Annotated in this window: 17 protein-coding genes; 13 read left to right on the top strand and 4 right to left on the bottom strand. The window is 39.2% G+C overall.

Annotated elements, in window-relative coordinates:
• The first annotated feature begins 5 nt into the window (after nt 1–5).
• The 6 genes from AC07VK_RS20325 (at nt 6) to pepE (ending at nt 4,791) form a co-directional block, all read left to right on the top strand.
• Entirely contained in the window at nt 6–1,307 is a 1,302-nt protein-coding gene (locus AC07VK_RS20325; protein ID WP_492962972.1) for an XrtY-associated glycosyltransferase XYAG1, read from the top strand.
• Nucleotides 1,291–2,145, top strand: coding sequence for a glycosyltransferase family 2 protein (locus AC07VK_RS20320; RefSeq protein ID WP_492962974.1), 855 nt, complete (start codon nt 1,291–1,293; stop codon nt 2,143–2,145). The genes AC07VK_RS20325 and AC07VK_RS20320 overlap by 17 nt, the downstream gene beginning before the upstream one ends.
• A 21-nt stretch (nt 2,146–2,166) precedes the next feature.
• Nucleotides 2,167–2,748, top strand: a complete 582-nt coding sequence (gene xrtY, locus AC07VK_RS20315) for an exosortase Y (protein WP_492955505.1) — start codon at nt 2,167–2,169, stop codon at nt 2,746–2,748.
• Nucleotides 2,749–2,773: 25 nt separating this feature from the next.
• The gene (locus AC07VK_RS20310; protein ID WP_492962976.1) at nt 2,774–3,328 is read left to right on the top strand and encodes a WcaF family extracellular polysaccharide biosynthesis acetyltransferase; all 555 of its coding nucleotides are present in this window, start codon (nt 2,774–2,776) and stop codon (nt 3,326–3,328) included.
• Nucleotides 3,329–3,525: 197 nt separating this feature from the next.
• Nucleotides 3,526–3,921, top strand: a complete 396-nt coding sequence (locus AC07VK_RS20305; RefSeq protein WP_492962978.1) for a hypothetical protein — start codon at nt 3,526–3,528, stop codon at nt 3,919–3,921.
• Between the two features lie 174 nt (nt 3,922–4,095).
• Entirely contained in the window at nt 4,096–4,791 is a 696-nt protein-coding gene (gene pepE, locus AC07VK_RS20300) for a dipeptidase PepE (protein WP_492962980.1), read from the top strand.
• A 140-nt stretch (nt 4,792–4,931) separates the two neighbouring features.
• Here the strand turns inward: pepE and AC07VK_RS20295 are convergent, their stop codons facing one another.
• The gene (locus AC07VK_RS20295; RefSeq protein ID WP_492955509.1) at nt 4,932–6,203 is read right to left on the bottom strand and encodes an MFS transporter; all 1,272 of its coding nucleotides are present in this window, start codon (nt 6,201–6,203) and stop codon (nt 4,932–4,934) included.
• A 240-nt stretch (nt 6,204–6,443) separates the two neighbouring features.
• On the opposite strand from AC07VK_RS20295, the gene AC07VK_RS20290 reads away from it, so the two are divergent.
• The 3 genes from AC07VK_RS20290 (at nt 6,444) to AC07VK_RS20280 (ending at nt 10,918) form a co-directional block, all read left to right on the top strand.
• Entirely contained in the window at nt 6,444–7,193 is a 750-nt protein-coding gene (locus AC07VK_RS20290) for a hypothetical protein (RefSeq protein ID WP_492955510.1), read from the top strand.
• A 521-nt stretch (nt 7,194–7,714) separates the two neighbouring features.
• Nucleotides 7,715–8,314, top strand: a complete 600-nt coding sequence (locus AC07VK_RS20285) for a GIN domain-containing protein (protein ID WP_492955511.1) — start codon at nt 7,715–7,717, stop codon at nt 8,312–8,314.
• 330 nt (nt 8,315–8,644) lie between these two features.
• Complete coding sequence (locus AC07VK_RS20280; RefSeq protein ID WP_492962982.1) at nt 8,645–10,918, top strand: GH92 family glycosyl hydrolase; 2,274 nt, start codon at nt 8,645–8,647, stop codon at nt 10,916–10,918.
• A gap of 88 nt (nt 10,919–11,006) precedes the next feature.
• Here AC07VK_RS20280 and AC07VK_RS20275 read toward each other — a convergent pair whose 3' ends face one another.
• On the bottom strand, nt 11,007–11,297 hold the full coding sequence (locus tag AC07VK_RS20275; RefSeq protein ID WP_492962984.1) for a hypothetical protein: 291 nt from the start codon (nt 11,295–11,297) through the stop codon (nt 11,007–11,009).
• A 283-nt stretch (nt 11,298–11,580) separates the two neighbouring features.
• Between AC07VK_RS20275 and AC07VK_RS20270 the strand changes: the two genes are divergently transcribed.
• Entirely contained in the window at nt 11,581–12,090 is a 510-nt protein-coding gene (locus AC07VK_RS20270) for a PRC-barrel domain-containing protein (RefSeq protein ID WP_492962985.1), read from the top strand.
• 239 nt (nt 12,091–12,329) lie between these two features.
• On the opposite strand, the gene AC07VK_RS20265 is transcribed toward AC07VK_RS20270, so the two are convergent.
• Nucleotides 12,330–12,998 (bottom strand): hypothetical protein, encoded by a 669-nt coding sequence (locus tag AC07VK_RS20265; protein WP_492962987.1) that lies wholly within the window; start codon nt 12,996–12,998, stop codon nt 12,330–12,332.
• A 169-nt stretch (nt 12,999–13,167) separates the two neighbouring features.
• On the opposite strand from AC07VK_RS20265, the gene AC07VK_RS20260 reads away from it, so the two are divergent.
• Nucleotides 13,168–13,620, top strand: a complete 453-nt coding sequence (locus AC07VK_RS20260) for a hypothetical protein (protein WP_492962989.1) — start codon at nt 13,168–13,170, stop codon at nt 13,618–13,620.
• Nucleotides 13,621–13,715: 95 nt separating this feature from the next.
• Here the strand turns inward: AC07VK_RS20260 and AC07VK_RS20255 are convergent, their stop codons facing one another.
• The gene (locus AC07VK_RS20255) at nt 13,716–14,495 is read right to left on the bottom strand and encodes a hypothetical protein (protein ID WP_492962991.1); all 780 of its coding nucleotides are present in this window, start codon (nt 14,493–14,495) and stop codon (nt 13,716–13,718) included.
• Nucleotides 14,496–14,889: 394 nt separating this feature from the next.
• Here AC07VK_RS20255 and AC07VK_RS20250 point away from each other — a divergent pair, with 394 nt between their 5' ends.
• Together AC07VK_RS20250 and AC07VK_RS20245 are read left to right on the top strand one after the other, a co-directional pair.
• Entirely contained in the window at nt 14,890–17,250 is a 2,361-nt protein-coding gene (locus AC07VK_RS20250; RefSeq protein WP_492962993.1) for a mechanosensitive ion channel family protein, read from the top strand.
• Between the two features lie 11 nt (nt 17,251–17,261).
• Nucleotides 17,262–18,077 (top strand): MOSC domain-containing protein, encoded by an 816-nt coding sequence (locus AC07VK_RS20245; protein WP_492962995.1) that lies wholly within the window; start codon nt 17,262–17,264, stop codon nt 18,075–18,077.
• The last annotated feature ends 19 nt before the right edge of the window (nt 18,078–18,096 follow it).

Raw genomic sequence — 18,096 nt, 5'->3', positions numbered from 1 at the left:
AACCTTTGAAAATCATTCATATTACTGCATCTTACAAACCTGCCTACATATATGGTGGGCCTATACAAAGTGTAGGTAAGTTGTGCGAAGTCCTGTCAGTTGATAAGCGGTTGGCGGTTGACGGTAATAATGCCACTGTACATGAACTGGAGGTATTGACTACTACAGCAAATGGCAAAAATGAGTTAGATGTTATAACTGGTGTACCTGTTTTAGTTGATGCCGTGCCTGTTACCTATTTTAAACGCTGGACAAAAGATCACAGTCATTTTTCGCCTGGGTTGTTGTGGATGTTGAGAAAAAAGATCCTTCGCTACACTCAGAATGACAAACTAAATATAGCCAATCAAAACCTAAAAAAACCACCCCGTCTTACAGACACCCCTCCAAAGGAGGGGAATGTTTTACACATCCATGCCTGGTGGAATTTAGTTTCGGTATTAAGCTGTTTAGTGGCCAAATGGTATAAAATACCCGTTGTTTTGTCTCCTAGAGGAATGCTCACCTCCTATACATTCGGTAACCGGAATTCTCTTTCAAAAAGGATCATCCACAAATTAATGGGTGAAACTTTATTAAAATATTGCCATATCCACGCCACCAGTGAACAGGAAAAAAGAGATATTTTAACAATAGTGCAACCTAAAAGTATTAAGGTAATCGCCAATCTGGTTAGTTTAGGTGCTGAGGTTACAAGTAGTGGGTATCAAGTAGCGGGTAGCAAGTATCAAGAACCTCTAATTTTTAACATTATTTTTCTTTCGCGTATTGAAGAGAAGAAAGGACTTGAATTGCTTTTTGAAGCTTTAACACTTGTTAATATTCCATGGCAGTTAACCATAGGTGGTACAGGGAAGGAAGATTATGTACAAAGTTTAAAAGACAAGGCCGAAAAGCTAAAATTTACCAAACGAATGAATTGGCTTGGACAGGTAAATAATGAAGAGAAGTTTAACCTAATGGCCGAGCATGATCTAACAGTCCTCACCTCTTACAACGAAAATTTCGCTAATGTGGTGGTTGAAAGTTTAAGTATGGGCACCCCTGTATTGATCAGCAAATTTGTTGGTCTTGCCGATTATGTGGCTGACAAAAACCTGGGGTGGATTACCGGGTTGAAAGTTGAACAGATAAAGGCTGGCATCGTTGCAGCTTATCAGGATATTGAAAAAAGAAAAAAAATCAGGACCACTGCTCCATTGCAAATCAATGCTGATTTTAATGATGACATTTTGGCTAAACAATACGTTGAATTTTACAAAGAAATTCTAGCTACCCATAATAACTTAAATGAATCAAAATTTTAGTTTTATCATATTAACCTTTAATGAAGAAATTCATTTGCCCAGGCTGTTAGAATCTATTAAGAAGCTTAATGCCAGCACATTTATTTTGGATAGCGGGAGTACCGATAAGACATTGGAAATTGCTAATATTTATGGTGCAACGGTAAAACAAAATCCTTTTATAAACCATCCGAAACAATGGGATTTTGCCTTAAAGCACTTTGAGGTAGAAACGCCCTGGATAATTGGCCTCGATGCCGATCAAATCGTTACACCGGAGCTGTTTGAAATGCTGTCCAACTTTAAAGATCAAGACCACCGCGATGTTAATGGCATTTACTTTAACCGTAAAAACTTCTTTCAAGGAAACTGGATCAGATTTGGCACCTACTACCCTTTTTATCTTTTAAAGATGTTCAGGACAGGGATCGGGTTTTCTGATCTCAATGAGAACATGGATCACCGGTTTATTGTGCCGGGCAAGACCAAAATCTGGAAGAAAGGCTGGATTTTGGAAGAAAACCTAAAAGAGAATGATATTGCTTTTTGGAAAGCCAAACATGAACGCTATAGTGATCTGGTGGCGCAAGAAGAGGTAGAAAGGATGTTAAAGTTGCGCGCACAAAGTTTAAAGCCTAACTTACTGGGCAGTCCTGACGAAAAGCGGGCATGGTTAAAACAATTGTGGTGGAAACTTCCACTTGGATTTCGTCCCTATCTTTACTTTGGCTACCGGATGTTTTTTAAACTAGGTATATTTGAGGGCTCCACGGGTATTAAATTCCATTACCTTCAAGGCTTCTGGTTTAGAAAACTGGTAGATAAAAAAATTAAAGTAATTCAAAAAAACAGAAGTTAAATTTATAAATGCCGACAACATATGACCTCAGAAGAAGCAAAAAAGGAAGCGAATAAAAAGGCCATCAAATTTGTGGTTGCCTTGTTTATATTATACATCCTGTTTAGCCAGGGCAATCTGTTTATGAATAGTGTGATGACACCTGGTTCCAGATTTTATAATGCCTATATTGCCGATCACTTTGATTATATTCAAGGTTTAAAAACGGCATTAATTGTACCCGCCGTATGGATTATTAAGGCTTTTGGCTTTTATGCCATTCATAATGAAATGGATGTCATGGTAGTAGCCGGGCCTTATCTGCGTGTTAATTATTCCTGCCTTGGCCTAGGTGTAATGAGTTTTTTGGCCGCTTTTGTACTGGCATTCCCCGCGTCCTGGAAATCGACTTTTAAAATGCTGGTGATCGGTTTTATTGCCATCTACGTTCTGAATGTATTGCGTATTGCGGGTTTGGGTGTATTACTTGGATTCTTTAAATCGCAGCGGAACAATTTTACCTATCACCACGAAGTTTTTAATATCATTGTATACATCTGCATTTTTGCCATGTTATACATTTGGATCAGGAAAAGCACAAAATTAGCTAAAGCTAAAGGCTAATGCCAACAACAATAAATAAGAAATTTTGCTAAAAACGCAGTTACATAAGAAATTTGATACCGGCAATTTTAAGGTTGGTGCCCCCATCCTAAAGCAGCTTTTGTGGTACTTTACGGATGTTGTCTTTTTTAAGAGCCGTTTGATGCCAGTCAGCTCGGTACTAGTTACTTTCTTACGGTTATTCGGTAGCAGGATTGGTAAAGAAGTTCGCATAAAACCAGGCATTCACATTAAATATCCATGGAAACTGGAAATTGGCGATTATAGCTGGCTCGCTGATTGTTATATAGACAATTTGGATCGGGTAAAAATTGGAAAAAACTGCTGTATTTCACAACAGGCTGTGCTCATTACCGGAAATCATAATTATAGCAGCACAAATTTTGACCTAATGACTGCCCCCATTGTGCTGGAAGATGGAGCGTGGATTGGTGCTGCAGCAACAGTTGGTCCTGGTGTAACCCTGCATAGTCATGCGGTGTTAACAATGGGAAGTGTGGCGAACAAAAACTTATTGCCTTACAGCATTTACCAGGGCAATCCAGCGGTAAAGGTTAGAGACCGTGTAATGAAGGCGTAATACAAATTCAGTCTAAAATATAAAACGGATTGCCAAACAGCAATCCGTTTTTTTTGAATAACGATTTCCCTATTTATTGACAAATATCAATGGCTTAAGATTTCTTAACAATCAAAAATTACCTTATTTCAAAAATTATCAAGACATTTGCATCGTCTGTCGTCTTAAACCTATTTAAGTTGGTAAATTTTAAATTAATGAAGAATAGGTATTCCTTATCTTCTAATCTTATTTTAATTACTTTTTTAATCGGGATAGTAAATCTGTTTTTTTACGATTATAAGAGTACACAGGAACTGGTTATTTTTATATCAATTCTGATCACGCGTTATCTGCTTTTTATCTTGATCAAACGCAGGTTCGGGTGGAGCAAGTACTTATTGGTGCTCATTATTATAAGAAGTGTATACCGCCTATGTATTGTAATGGGTGATGCAGATATTCATCCGGTGACCAAGATAAACCTCTCTTTACAGGCGGTCATTTCCATACTGGCCTTTGCAATCCTATTTCTTGTTCCAAAGCTAAAAGAGTGGACAAATGAGCGAAGAAAATATCATTCTGCAGCCAGTGTGTCTAACGCCCAGCCTTAGTTTTTATCTGAAAGGCATAAAGAAAACATGCTTAAAGGAAAAACTGACTTTCACTTCTGAAAAAACCTTCAGTTTTGCTGTTTCTCATTAACTAGAAAATGGCCGATTTTTCTACTGGCTCTGCACAACAATTATTTCAACGAAAAACGGTATAATTGCCGAAAGCAAAATAAGATGAATGTTATCCTGGCCTCTACTTCTACGCTGTTTGGCGGTAATTATCTGGAATACCTAAAAGATGAGCTCATCAAGCTCTTTGCCGGAATAGATGAAATTATATTTATCCCTTATGCAAGGCCAGGAGGCATTTCGCATGAAGAATATACTGCCAAAGCCCGCGATTTTTTCTCACAGCTAAATATCAGCGTTAAAGGCCTGCACGAATTTAACAATCCCATTGAGGCGATCCACGCAGCCCAAGGATTTTTTACCGGGGGAGGCAATACTTTTCTGCTGGTAAAAACACTTCATGAGCTCGGACTGATGAAGCATCTAAGTGATAACATCAAACTTGGCAAAGCTTATTTGGGCTGTAGTGCCGGAAGCAATATTGCTGGCATAAATATGAAAACCACCAATGATATGCCTATTGTGTATCCGCCCTCTTTTGATTGCATGGAACTGGTTCCTTTTAACCTTAATCCCCATTACCTCGACCCAAATCCGGAGTTGAAGCATAATGGAGAAACAAGGGAAACCAGGATCATGGAGTTTTTAACGCAGAATAACATAAAGGTTATAGGGCTGCGCGAGGGCAACTGGATCAGGATAATAGGCGATGAAATCACTACACAGGGAAGCGAAAACACAAGGATTTTTGAAGCAGGCAAAGCCCCATATGAGCTCCCGACAGGCAGTTCTTTGTTATGATTAATTTATTGAAGCCAATGCAGCAATCAAAAAATAAATCATAAATATCTACAAGTTATGATGGATTTAGCATCATAAACCTGTAGATATTACTCTTCTCATGTATTTGGTGAATAATGTACTAAGTGATTATCTTTTAGTTACAAAGCTACAGACCTGCTCTTTTTTCGAGAACGCAGGTAGATAACCAATCCGCCGAAAGCCACAATCAATATGATAGGGATAATCAGTGTGGCCTGCAGAATTTCAGGACCCGCCAGGTTTTTGGCATTGGCAAGCGCCTGCGCTGATGCTGAATTTTCAGGAGCTTTTAAATAAGCGCTTAACGAGGCACCAGCAGGTAAATGTTTAACAATCAGGTTATCGTAAAAGCTCCCCATAAACATCGTATAAATAGAAACAGCAAACATCCCCGCACCCCCCATCAGGTTTAGGCCTAGTGCTCCTGATTTAGGGACATTTTCGGCCACAAAACCGATCATGGTTGGCCAGAAATAACAAACACCTATGCCGAAAATGATTGCAGCGAAGAAAATAGAATTTCCGGTAAAAGTGCTCAGCATGTAAAGTCCGGCGGCAGCAAATATTGCAGATAAGAGCAGTACACCCTGAGGGGCAAGGCGGTGAACCACAGGTTCGGCAAAACCGCGGCCGATTACCATAATCCCAGTAGTAAGCGTGAGCAATAAAATGGCATTATCCGTTACGTTTTTCAACAGTAAACCTATCCATTGACCGGTAAATAACTCGGTAATGGCTGTACCGAACATACAGATGAACATAAAGATAAACAATGGAGAAAGTACGGCTTTATACATATCCGAGCTGGAGTAACCAGATGATACCCTTTCGGTAACCGGAAAATCTAACTTTGAAAACAGGTATCCGTAAATTAAAGTAGGAATAATCATCATGGCCACCTGCACCTTCCAGCCCAGTCCGAGCTGAACAAACAAGGTAACCAGCAAGGTGCCGATCACAATTCCTCCTGGAAACCATAGGTGAAAATGATTTAAGCGGGTGGTTTTATTTTCGGGGTATAAAGCGGCTACCAATGGGTTACATGCGGCCTCTACGGTACCGTTGGCAATCCCGATTAACAGGGTAGATAAAAACAGGCTCCAGTAGCCCTGAGCAAAAATGGTAAGCACAATTCCGGCCAGATGGAAGATAAAGGCCATTACCAGCAAACGTTTCATGCCGATCATATCGACTACAAACCCTCCGACCACAATAGCCAGCGGAAATCCCCAGAAAGCAGCTGCCGTAATTGTGCCCAATTGTGTAGTACTTAATTGAAAATCGATCCCGAGCTGGTTCATGATTCCCGCGCGGATGCCGAAGGAAAGCGAAGTAACCAATAACGCCAGGCAACTTGCCCAGAATAGTTTGGTGTTTTGAATGTTAAGCATATGTTAGGTTTATATTGGTTTTATTTTTTTGGAAGAAAAAAAGGTTTCTTCTCTAAATTTAGAAATATTTTTGTGATAAATAGTTGTTCTTTCTTCACTAGTGCAATCTGACATATTCGAGCAGCTATGCCTATTGTAGGTAATTGATTAATATGGATCGTATGCTGAACGATAAATTTGATTTTCTCCGTTTCATTCTATAAATTGAGTCGGAATCTTATCCAAGCTCCATTAACCGTTATGAAAAGATATTTTTTTATTCTCTTTTTAGCAATCTCTTTTTCTGTACAGGCACAGTCTAATGCTGCCAATTACAAGTACATCATTGTGCCCGAGAAATTTAGTTTTCTCAAACAGGTTAATCAATATGGTTTAAATACCCTTACCAAGACTTTTTTTGAGGAGAAGGGCTTTACGGTTTATTTTGATAATTCGGAAATACCAGAAGAAATTGCAACCGATAGATGTAAGGCCCTGGTAGTAGAATTGCAGGAAAACAATAGTATGTTCGTTACCAACCTTACCCTTTTACTTAAAGATTGTAAGGGTGCTGTAGTGATAAAAAGCAAGGCAGGTAAAAGCAGAGAGAAAGAATACGAGACTTCTTACAATTTGGCATTGAAAGACGCATTTACATCTTTTAACGATTTTAAATATGTTGCAGGCAGCCCAACTGCAGTTACCAATCCAACACCTGCCCCGGCAAATGTAGCGGCTAAAGCAATGCCTGAACCGGTTAATCAACCAATCGCCGCCAAAACAGAACAACAAGAGGGGCTATTGTATGCACAGCCCATAAGCAATGGCTACCAACTGATTGATGCAACGCCTAAAATTGTAATGACCTTACTAAAAACCTCAGTAGAGGATTGTTATATTTCGAACAATGGCAACGCAAACGGTATAGTTTTAAAAAAGAATGGAACCTGGTTTTTCGAGTACTACAAAAACAATGTTCTTGTTTCTGAAAAACTATCGATTAAATTTTAGCCATTATAGCGAAACCCAACGGGCAGAATATTAAACCATCTGCCCATTTAAACCCAGGTTCTGCGCTTGGGTAATATTGATCTCCCACATCGATTATTGACCTATACCAATTATTTTTCAGGCAGGTAAGTAATTCTGCCAGTCTATCCGTGTAGCTTATTTCAGGCTCCTAACTCATTAACCGGCCCTAATTTTTCTTTCATTTTTTTTAAACCGAACGGTCGTTCTCATGACCTCAATTTACTGGAACTTATCGCATAAGATTAACAGGCCTTAAAGCAAATGTTCAGCTATTGTTAATTCTAAGCCAACAAGATTATGGTCGTACATAGAATTAAGCGATAGGTATGAAAGTATTCGTAAAAATGAACTCTTTTTCGCCCGATTTTTAAACCCGTTCGTCGAGAATAAAGCTGTGTTGGTATAATTGAGGGTTTTCTGCTGCAACGTTTCGGCCTTGGTGGTGTCTTATCTACAAAAACAATCATAAAATATTAATTAAAAATATAAACAACAGCATTATGAAAACCTCAATCAAAACCCTAACAAAATCAGTATTAGCAGCTATCGTGTTAACTTCTGCTATTTTCTCAACAAGTGTAATGGCAGACGAGAAACAGCCAATCAAAATGTCGGCACCTAAAAACATTAACCAGGTTATTGTAAGTGGAAATGTAGAAATTACGTTGATACAAGGAGAAAAAGAAAGTGTAAGCTATAATGACGACAACACCGGTAAAGTAAAAGTAATCCAGGATGGACATGCACTAAAAATCAGTTCGGCAGATGGAAATACGGCGAAGATTACCGTTTATGTAAACAATATTTTCAGGGTACAGGCTTCAGAAAATGCCGTAGTAAAAACAGCGGGCAAATTGGATGCTAAATACCTACAGTTATTCTTAAAAGGAAATGCAGTTGCAGAAATCGATTCAGATACAGAAAGTTTATATACTGTAATTGAAGGCCGTGCAGATTTAAAATTAAGCGGCGCTACCGGAGAGCATATCTTAGTAATGGGAAGCACACCAAAATTGAATCTAGACAGATTTGCAGCAATGAAAACACAAATGAGCTCACCAGTAACCGGTACAGAACAAACTGCTTCATTAGCAAAATAATAAATAGAAATTTAACAATCGAAGAGCGATGAAATCTATTCATCGCTCTTTTTTGTTGACACACCACTCACATTTAGGCCGTAACCTAATTTTTTGGCATCAGGCATTGTAATTTTACGCTAGTAAAATACAACATGCTCATAAGAAAAGACTTTTTCTGCTGTTGATTTTTTGATAAACTGATCCTTTCCATTAGATTTGATAAATCGTTTTACTATTTAAGTAAGTTAAAAAAAATACATCATTAATGATACAGTCGGCAATTCATCAGCGGGCTGAATATCGTTTTTGAAAGTGCTATGTTTATCACATCTAATCGAAATCCATTATATGAAAAAATATACATATTCTTTATTGAACGCAATATTTTTGTTAATAGTTTGCATCAATTTTGGGCATGCACAAGCTAAAAAACAACCCGTAGACTATCTTAATCCATACATTGGTAACATTAGCCATTTACTTGTACCCACTTATCCTACTGTTCATTTACCTAATAGCTTATTGCGGGTTTATCCGGAGCGTGATAATTTTACCAGTAATACTATAGATGGTTTGCCTGTTGTGGTTACCAGCCATCGGGGAAGCTCAGCCTTTAATTTGAGCCCTTTTCAGGGCGACCTCAAAAATGTGGGTAACGTAATTTCTTATGGCTACGACAATGAGGTGATTAAGCCTTATTATTATGAGGTTGACCTGGATGATTTTGGGATAAATGTACAATTTGCGCCATCGCACCAATCGGGGATATATGCACTCAATTTTTCGCAGACAGATGTTCCGGCTTATCTGGTTTTAAACACCAGGAATGGGGAGCTAAAGGTGAGCCAGAATGTGGTAAGTGGCTTTCAGAAACTAAGCAATAATACCAAGGTTTACCTCTATTTCGAAACTGATTTAACACCCGTTGAATCAGGCAGGCATCAAGAAGCTAAAATTGATTCTAGGGAACAGTCTGCTTCCGGCCGTGATGCTCATCTTATTTTAAAATTTCCTGCTCAAACCAAGCAGATTAAGGCACGCTATGGCATATCATTTATCAGTGAAGAACAGGCAAAACACAATCTCCGTCGAGAAATCAAGGATTATAACCTGAACCAGGTGGCGCAGACAGGAAAGAATATCTGGAATGCCACGCTTGGAAAGATCATGGTAACAGGCACTGATGAAACAGCCAAAACCATATTTTACACTTCCCTTTATCGCACTTACGAAAGAATGATCAGCTTATCTGAAGATGGAAGGTATTTTAGTGCCTTCGACGGAAAAGTGCACAATGACAATGGCATGCCATTTTTTACTGACGACTGGATTTGGGATACCTACCGGGCAACACATCCACTCCGTGTGATTATTGAGCCAAAAATGGAAAGCGATATGATTAATTCTTATCTGCGGATGGCACAACAGATGAAAGACCATTGGATGCCAACTTTTCCGGAGGTAACTGGTGATAGCCGGAGGATGAACAGCAATCATGGCGTGGCCACAGTAATTGATGCTTATAACAAGGGTTTAAGAAATTTTAATCTTGAGGAAGCTTATCAGTATTGTAAAGCAGCCATTACCGAAAAAACCCTGGCCCCGTGGTCTTCAAAAAAAGCAGGTGTTTTAGATCAGTTTTTTAAAGATAATGGCTATTTCCCTGCTTTACCTGAAGGCGAAAAAGAAACTGCAGCAGAAGTTCATGGTTTTGAAAAACGTCAACCGATAGCCGTTACCCTCGGTACGGTATATGATGAATGGTGCCTGGGCAATATTGCTCAGCAATTGGGTAAAATCGACGAAGCCAAATACTTTTTAGATAAAAGTAGCAGCTACCATACGGTGTTTAATCCGGACACCCGATTTTTTCATCCGAAAGATGCGGAAGGTAAATTTATTAAACCGCTGGATTACCGCTTTTCGGGCGGACTTGGTGCCAGAGAAACTTACGACGAAAACAATGGTTGGCTTTACCGATGGGATGTGTTGCACAACCTGGGCGATTTGGTAAATATGATTGGCGGCAAACAGGCTTTTGTTGATGAACTGGAGAAAATGTATAATACACCGCTTGGGAAAAGCAGATTTGATTTTTATTCGCAGTTGCCTGATCATACAGGTAATGTTGGACAGTTTTCCATGGGCAATGAACCTGCTATGCATATTCCTTATTTGTACAATTATGCGGGACAGCCCTGGCGCACGCAAAAAAGAGTAAGGAGTTTATTAAGTCAGTGGTTCCGTAACGATTTAATGGGCATTCCTGGCGATGAAGATGGCGGTGGCCTTACTTCTTTTGTAGTATTTTCGCAGATGGGTTTTTACCCGATAAGCCCAGGCTTGCCCATGTATGTAATTGGCAGCCCCACGTTTGCCAACGTAAAACTTGATCTGGGAAATGGCAAAAAGTTTGAGCTGAACTGCCTAAACTATTCTCCTGAAAATAAATACATTCAATCGGCTAAACTGAACGGGCAAGTATGGAATAAATCGTGGTTTGCTCACGAGGATTTAATGAAAGGTGGCAAATTGGAGCTGGTAATGGGCAAACGTCCGAATAAATTATGGGCGGCGGATGAAGCATCACTTCCACCTTCTTTTAAAATGCCTGCTAAATAAAAAGGACTGAAGATGTTGGGAGATTAATATTGTTTCAGGTATTATCTCCCCAGCATACTGGTGCTAAATGATAGGTAATTTATATCCATCATGATAAAAAACGCTGTACCAATTCTTCCCATTCCTGATCTAATGATAATTGGGGCCTTTTCTCTCCGGCTTTAGCATACCAATAATCGGCATTCCAAATATCGCCTTCTTTGCGGTGCAGGTAGGCGTGGATACGGGCAGAGGCAACATCGCCTAAATGGTCTACCTGGTTATGGGCCCTATGCCAATCTCCTTTTGCATCGTACCAAAGTGCGCGCAATTGAACTGACATGCTATTATCAGGCCTATCTTCTTTTAATGACATTCTAAATTCAGCTATATTCTTCATTAACTTCTGATTCTATTTTAACGATTATACAAAATAATCATAAAACAGCATGCTCGCCGCCTGATAAAAAAATATTTCGATTAATATTTTTGTTGCTTCCCACATCTTTTAATGTCAACACAAAACACTAGATCACAAATATTTACCGTTAATTACCTCCTTTACGTTATTTTTTTTGCCGCCAAATCCTTGCATACTGGCGTCTTAGCATAAAAACCATCTCCTGAAAAACTTGTTATAAACATGGGCATCGTTATTAATGCCCCCTTTAAAAAAAGTAATTATGGATTCAGGAACTATTGTATACAGCAATTTAGAAGAGCTCTCAAAAAGTAGTTATCAATTAACAGACGGCGAAGCAAACATTAAAGGTTGGCCAGTAAGAAATGAAGCTGGCGATTCGGTTGGAAAAGTGCGCGACCTCCTATTTGATCCCGAGCAAAATGCAATACGCTATGTTATTGTGGAGCTTGTAGATATGGGCGGAGATTTGGAGGAAAAGGTTGTGCTGATACCCATCGGGCTCGCAAATTTAGGCGAAGATAAAAAAGAAGTTATTTTACCCGATATCCACCAAGATCAGTTCAGGGCAATGCCGAGATATATTATTGGTGAGGTTACCCCTGAATTGGAGAACCAGATCCGCAGCGTAATTGGAAGTCCGGCGGCGTTACGGATGGAAGATGAAATTGTAGAGATTGACCGTGCAAACTTTTATCGTCACCATCATTTCGATAAGAATGGTTTTCCAGCGCACAATCCCCGCAATCAGGATTCCGACCCTTTAATTTAATGGATACGTTAAATTTGTAAATGATGCACATGCATCGCTAGTATAATTTATATTCAAAAAAACAAGGTTGTATCATAGAGGCGATTTCAACTTTATGATACGTCCTCGTTTTATTTTTAAACTGATCCACTAAACTCCCTTGTGCCAAAAGCATTTTGAGGTAATCATGAAATTGCAGTGAAACGCTGCTGGGAAACGACCATTTATGATGCTTGTTTTATAATTTCAGCATACTCGAATCAATTAAATATTTGCCCCTCCCGATAATCGTGGTTTATACTCTCCAGCTTACCTGCCTTGAAATGAAGGGTTACTGTTGAAGATCCGCTGATGTTTGCACTTACAAAATTTGAAAAGCCAAACTGCCAGTCATCATGATTATTCATATCCGGATCGTACGGTTTGTTTAATGGCTTATCGGAAAGTACAAATCCATAAGCTGCATAGGCTGGTAACTGATGAATTTTGATCAGCTTTGCTGTTAAACCTGAAACAGGGTCATCAACTTTTATTGCGGTATCATCAGTCACATTTTCGGGCCATTTGCTTACTGGTGTGCTGAGGCCGCCGCCCGTGGCAATCTGCTGTACTTTATCTCCGCTAAAAAACAGCACTACACGGTCTAAAGTCCCGGTATTGTTATAAATAGTGAGCGCATAATAATAAGGAAGAAGCTGGCCGAGGCTTTCTGGCGAACGGTAAGGCTTGTGGCCAAAAATTGCCACATGCTGAAAGTCGAGGCTTGGTCCTGCCTTTTGCAGTTGGGTGTATACTTCAGCATGTGAACTGCCAATCTTTATTCCCCATTTTTCTCCCTTTGTTATCTTTTCAGAATAATTTCCCTGTTTTTCCTTTTTACATCCGGCGATACAAAATAATACCAGTAAAATTGGCAAGATTTTTTTCATTAATGCTTAGTGTTAATTCAAGGTATAAACGTGTACATAGCATTACTTGCTACAAGCCGAGGTAAATAAATTTAAATGTGCCAATTCAATTACAGATAGCCGGGTTCGCGTATATTAGATTTGTGAATTCGTTTTGGTTTATCTAACTTCAATCATCTAAAGGCCAGGTATGAAACGTATTTTATTGCTTTTATGTATCATCATCAATATATCGGGTTGCAAAAAAGACACCGATAATGGTACGAATGAAACCCTGAATGGCAAATGGTCAACAGGTGGGTATGACATCGAGCTTTATAATTCTTCGGGAGTCAAAGTTAGCCATTCCGTGGCAGATGCCATAAAATCGTACTGGACATTTGACAATAAACAGGTAAAAGTTTCTACTGATGTTAATACATCGGTAAAATTTTCGGATTATATCCTGAGACGAAATGCAGATACCCGTATCCTCACTTTTAGCAATCCTAATTTTGCCCCACAGACCACTTGGAGCATTGTAGCGCAGACTGATCAGTACATGCGGATTAGTGCTGAGGTAAATGATAAACAATGGCTTATTTATGGAACTAACCAAACTGCGGCAAGGGCTGTGATGAGTATTTACCTCACAAAGGAATAAAACTAATTATCCTCTGTTTAAATTTAAACGAAGGGCTTATATTTCAAGCTAATGGCTTTTAAAAACAAGGCTCCTTGCATGGCGATGTTTTGCCATTATTCTGAGAAAACCGTTGTCGGGTCAATCTCTTTAAAAAGATAAGGCGGGTGTTGTGGCAAAGTACCATGGCTAACTGCAGCAGGCATATCCTCTTTCATGGTATTAATATCTTCAACCGTTAACTTTCGGTTTAAAATATCATAGCTTGCCCTGGTTTGCTGGCCTGCACCCGCGTTATACGTTTCCATATAAGTAAAAACAAGTTTGTTGTCTATAAAACGGTACCTGGTTTCGCGGTTACCTACCGGACCGCTGCCGTAAGTTGATATAATTAAATTTCTTTTTTGATCTATGCTGATGTCTTCACTGTCATATTGCTGGTAATCGCCATTAATATAGGCAGCGCCAATGGCCAGCCAGGAGCTGGCGTATAAACGATACCCACCTTCCGGCTGCTTCAACAAAACTAAGGTAGGGCGTAAATCTGTACTGTCTTTCTTATTCTGGAGCACTAAAACTACATCTTCCAGTTCGTCATTATTTAAAAGGCCTTTGGTATCCATTGCAATTTTATATAATCCGGGAACAAAATCGTCAACAGTGTTTCCGCTTGGTGGAAATTCGATCTGCGTTGCTTCCTTCGGGCTTTCAGTTTTAGGTTTAGATGTTACTGCTTGTGTATCGGATATAGCCTCAACAACAAGATCAGCGTTGCTGATTGCCTCATGCTGAGGTTTCATACCCGCTCCAAACCAATGCAGTTTATACATCAACGCAATGGCTAACAATATGATGCACGCTAACACCCCAAGGATAATTTTATTCTGTTTCTTCATCGATTGTTTGTGGTTAATCTCCTGCAGGTTTTATTTATTTTTCAGGACGGAATCAAAATCTTTCACAATCTGCCGTGTGGCCTGTGCAGTTACCGTAATAGAAAAGCCTGATAAAATAAAGCAAAACTGTATTTTGTTAAAAATTATTCACAATAGCTCATTTTTATGCTTTTAAACTTGAAAATAGCAAATGCTGAATTGAAATTATTTAATTTTTATCGAACAACAGTATAAATTTTCATTAAATTCATTCTGGCATTAATGCGCTCGCATTTATTAAGGTTCATTGTAAATGAAATAGCCAAAACCACCGGCTGTAAAATCAATTCTAATCCTTATTTTTGGCAACATATATCCTTAAAAAAGGATATTTCCCAATACTTCTTTAAATCTAATGATAACAATAAATAATTTCCCTATACTATTCCGAAATCTATTACTCCTGCTTTTTACCGTTATTATTATGGGTAATGCATTTGCACAAAAGGACAGGTCATCAGATAAGGGCCAGGATGTATCTATTCTGTCCGATTCTGCAACATTAACCAAAGGCGATTATCTCGCACACCTGGAAAAAGTATTCGAAACCGTTAATAAAGTTCCGGTTACCGTTGGCTCATTTAAAAAACTTAAGCCAATAGAAGCACATTTAACCCAGGATGAAGCTGCACTGGCACTCCTTAAAAGCCGGTTAACGCAAAACGACAGATCCCCTAACCTGCAAAACCTGCAGATGGATCAAACCCTGCTGGAAGAATTACAGAGCAATAATAAAGATTGTTTATCAGACCTTGATGAATATGAAAAGGAATTACGGGCTTTAAAAACCGAAATTCTTAACCTGCGCAAAGATACCGTATTGATTAAATTGTTTACGGTACCTGCCATACAAGCAATGTTTAAAGATCAGTTTGCAGAATTAAAGAAGAAACGTATAGTGATGGATAGTTTACTGAAAACGACTACCTTATCCATTAACAACCTGCAGGCCAGAACATCTTCTAACCTGATCAATATTAAAGAGTTAATGTACCTTACCGATAGTCAGCTCGATGCGGTAAGCATTAAGGCCTTTGGCAAAGAGCGCCGTTATTTATGGGAATCGGTAAACAAACGGGCCAATAAAAGCATGGGCTTCCGTAGGTTTATTAAAGGGGAACAAGAAATATCAGGCTATTATTTCGTGTATACCAGGAGTAGCCGGTTGTTATTACTTTTTACCTGTACCATATTCTTCCTTTGGGTATTCTTCAATTTTAGAAGCGTAAAACAGCGGGGCCGTTTAGAAACCCTTGATGGTTTTTCACTGGTCAGTCCGCAGCCCTATTTACTTACTTTTATCATGCTCTTTGCATTGGCCCCAATATTCGATCTGAGGGCACCCGCACTATACATCGAAGCAGTTGAGCTTATTCTGGCCATTTTGCTCACTGTATTTTTCCGCAAAAAGCTAGGCTCAAAGTTATTTTATTATTGGTGCATATTTGTTGTACTTCTTCTCGCTCCGGTTTTTTTACGCCTTTTGGGTATGCCACCAAGATACCAGCGCTGGCTGCTGCTGTTCTTAACCACCAGCTCCGTTGCTTATGGCATTATGGTATGGAAAATGCTCGACGAGAAAACCAAAAGATACAGAATGATCCTCACCACGGGTTTTATATATGTTGGCTTTGCCATCATTGCCACCTTTTGTAATCTATTTGGCCGCTTTACCCTTACGCAGATTTTTTACTCTACCGGGGTAAGCTCACTTTTAAATGCCATATCATTAACCATCCTGGCTAAAGTACTGGTAGAGGCCTTTTTGTTACAGATGAAAAGCAGCAGGATCCGTAAAGGATTTCCAGAGTATTTTGATTGGCAGCCTGTAATTACCGGACTTAAAAGGTTAACCGGCATTGGTGCTACCCTAATCTGGTTTGTAATATTTACCACCAACCTGAATATTTTTAATGGATTATACCAGTCGGTAATGGAAATCCTCACCGAAAAAAGAATCATAGGCAACTTCTCTTTTACCTTTGGAGGCATTGTATTGTTTCTGGGCATTATCTGGGTGGCCAACTTTTTGCAGAAATACATTGCCTATTTCTTTGGCGATACAGGCGATGACAGTTTTGACGATAATAAAGGAGAGCGTTCGAAGTTACTCGTAACCCGTTTGGTGTTATTAATTGGGGGCTTTTTAATCGCGGTTGCAGCCTCCGGACTTCCAATTGATAAAATAACGGTTATTCTTGGTGCATTGGGTGTTGGAATTGGGTTGGGCTTACAGAATATTGTAAGCAATTTTGTATCGGGAATTATCCTTATTTTTGATAAAACCATCCGAATAGGCGACATTGTGGAGCTGAGTAACAAAAAAGGAAGGGTAAAGGAAATCGGCGTACGCTCCAGTACCTTACTTAGCGACGAAGGCGCAGAAATTATTATCCCCAACGGTTCTATTTTATCGAACAATATCATCAACTGGACACTGAGTAACAACCAGATGCGGGTAGATATTTCTTTATTGATTGCAAAACCCTTTAATTCTACCGAAGTGGTAAACCTGATCAGAGAAATTATTGTAGAGAACAGCAATGTTTTTATCAGCAAAGAACCTATTATTATGATCAGTCCGGTGAGTAAGCTCAACAGTACCATCAATATTTATTTCTGGTGCAAGGATATATCGAAAGCCGATTTGACCAGAAGCATGATCAATGCACAGATATTTGAGGCATTTGAGCAGAAGAACATCGAAATTTTATAGTTGCAGATAATATGAGCAAATTTATCCTTTCCGAAATCAATATTTATCCCATCAAATCACTGGGAGGCATAAATCTTCAGGAAGCGCAGCTTGAAGAAAAAGGCCTGCAATACGATAGAAGATGGATGCTTGTTGATGAGGAAGGTATATTTATTACCCAACGGAAACATTTCGAACTGGCACTGCTTCAGGTGAATATTGGCGATGGTAAATTAACCATTTCACATAAAACATTACCCAAGCAAAACATATCCTTTTCTTTGGATGAAGATACGGGAGAAGAGCTATCTGTTGTAATCTGGAACGATACTGCCACCGCAATTGAAGTAAATAAAAAGGTAAGCGATTGGTTTTCTGACTTCCTGAAGTTTAAGGTGAGGCTGGTAAAAATGCCTTTAACTGAAAAAAGATTGGTAGATCGGGATTATGCTACAAATGATGAAATAGTGAGTTTTGCCGATGGTTATCCCTGCCTGCTTATCGGCCAATCGTCGCTTGATGGACTTAATGAAAAGCTTGCCGATCCGATCCGAATGGACCGTTTCCGCCCAAATTTTGTTTTTACCGGCGGAGCGCCCCATGCTGAGGACAATTTTAAAAATTTTTACATCGGGGAGGTTTTATTTGCAGCTGTAAAACCATGTGCCAGGTGTGTGCTCATTACTATTGATCAGCAAACTGGCGAAAAAGGGCAGGAACCATTAAGAACATTGGCCAGCTACCGTACGGTAGGTAAAAAAATCATGTTCGGACAGAACCTGCTTCACCAGCAATTGGGGATTATCCGTGTTGGCGATGAGGTAAAGGTTGTAGACTGGAAAGACTAATACTAACCTCTTATCGCAT

This window comes from Pedobacter sp. GW821-FHT01D05 (genome assembly GCF_059422505.1).
This window is presented reverse-complemented; position numbering and strand designations above follow the sequence as displayed.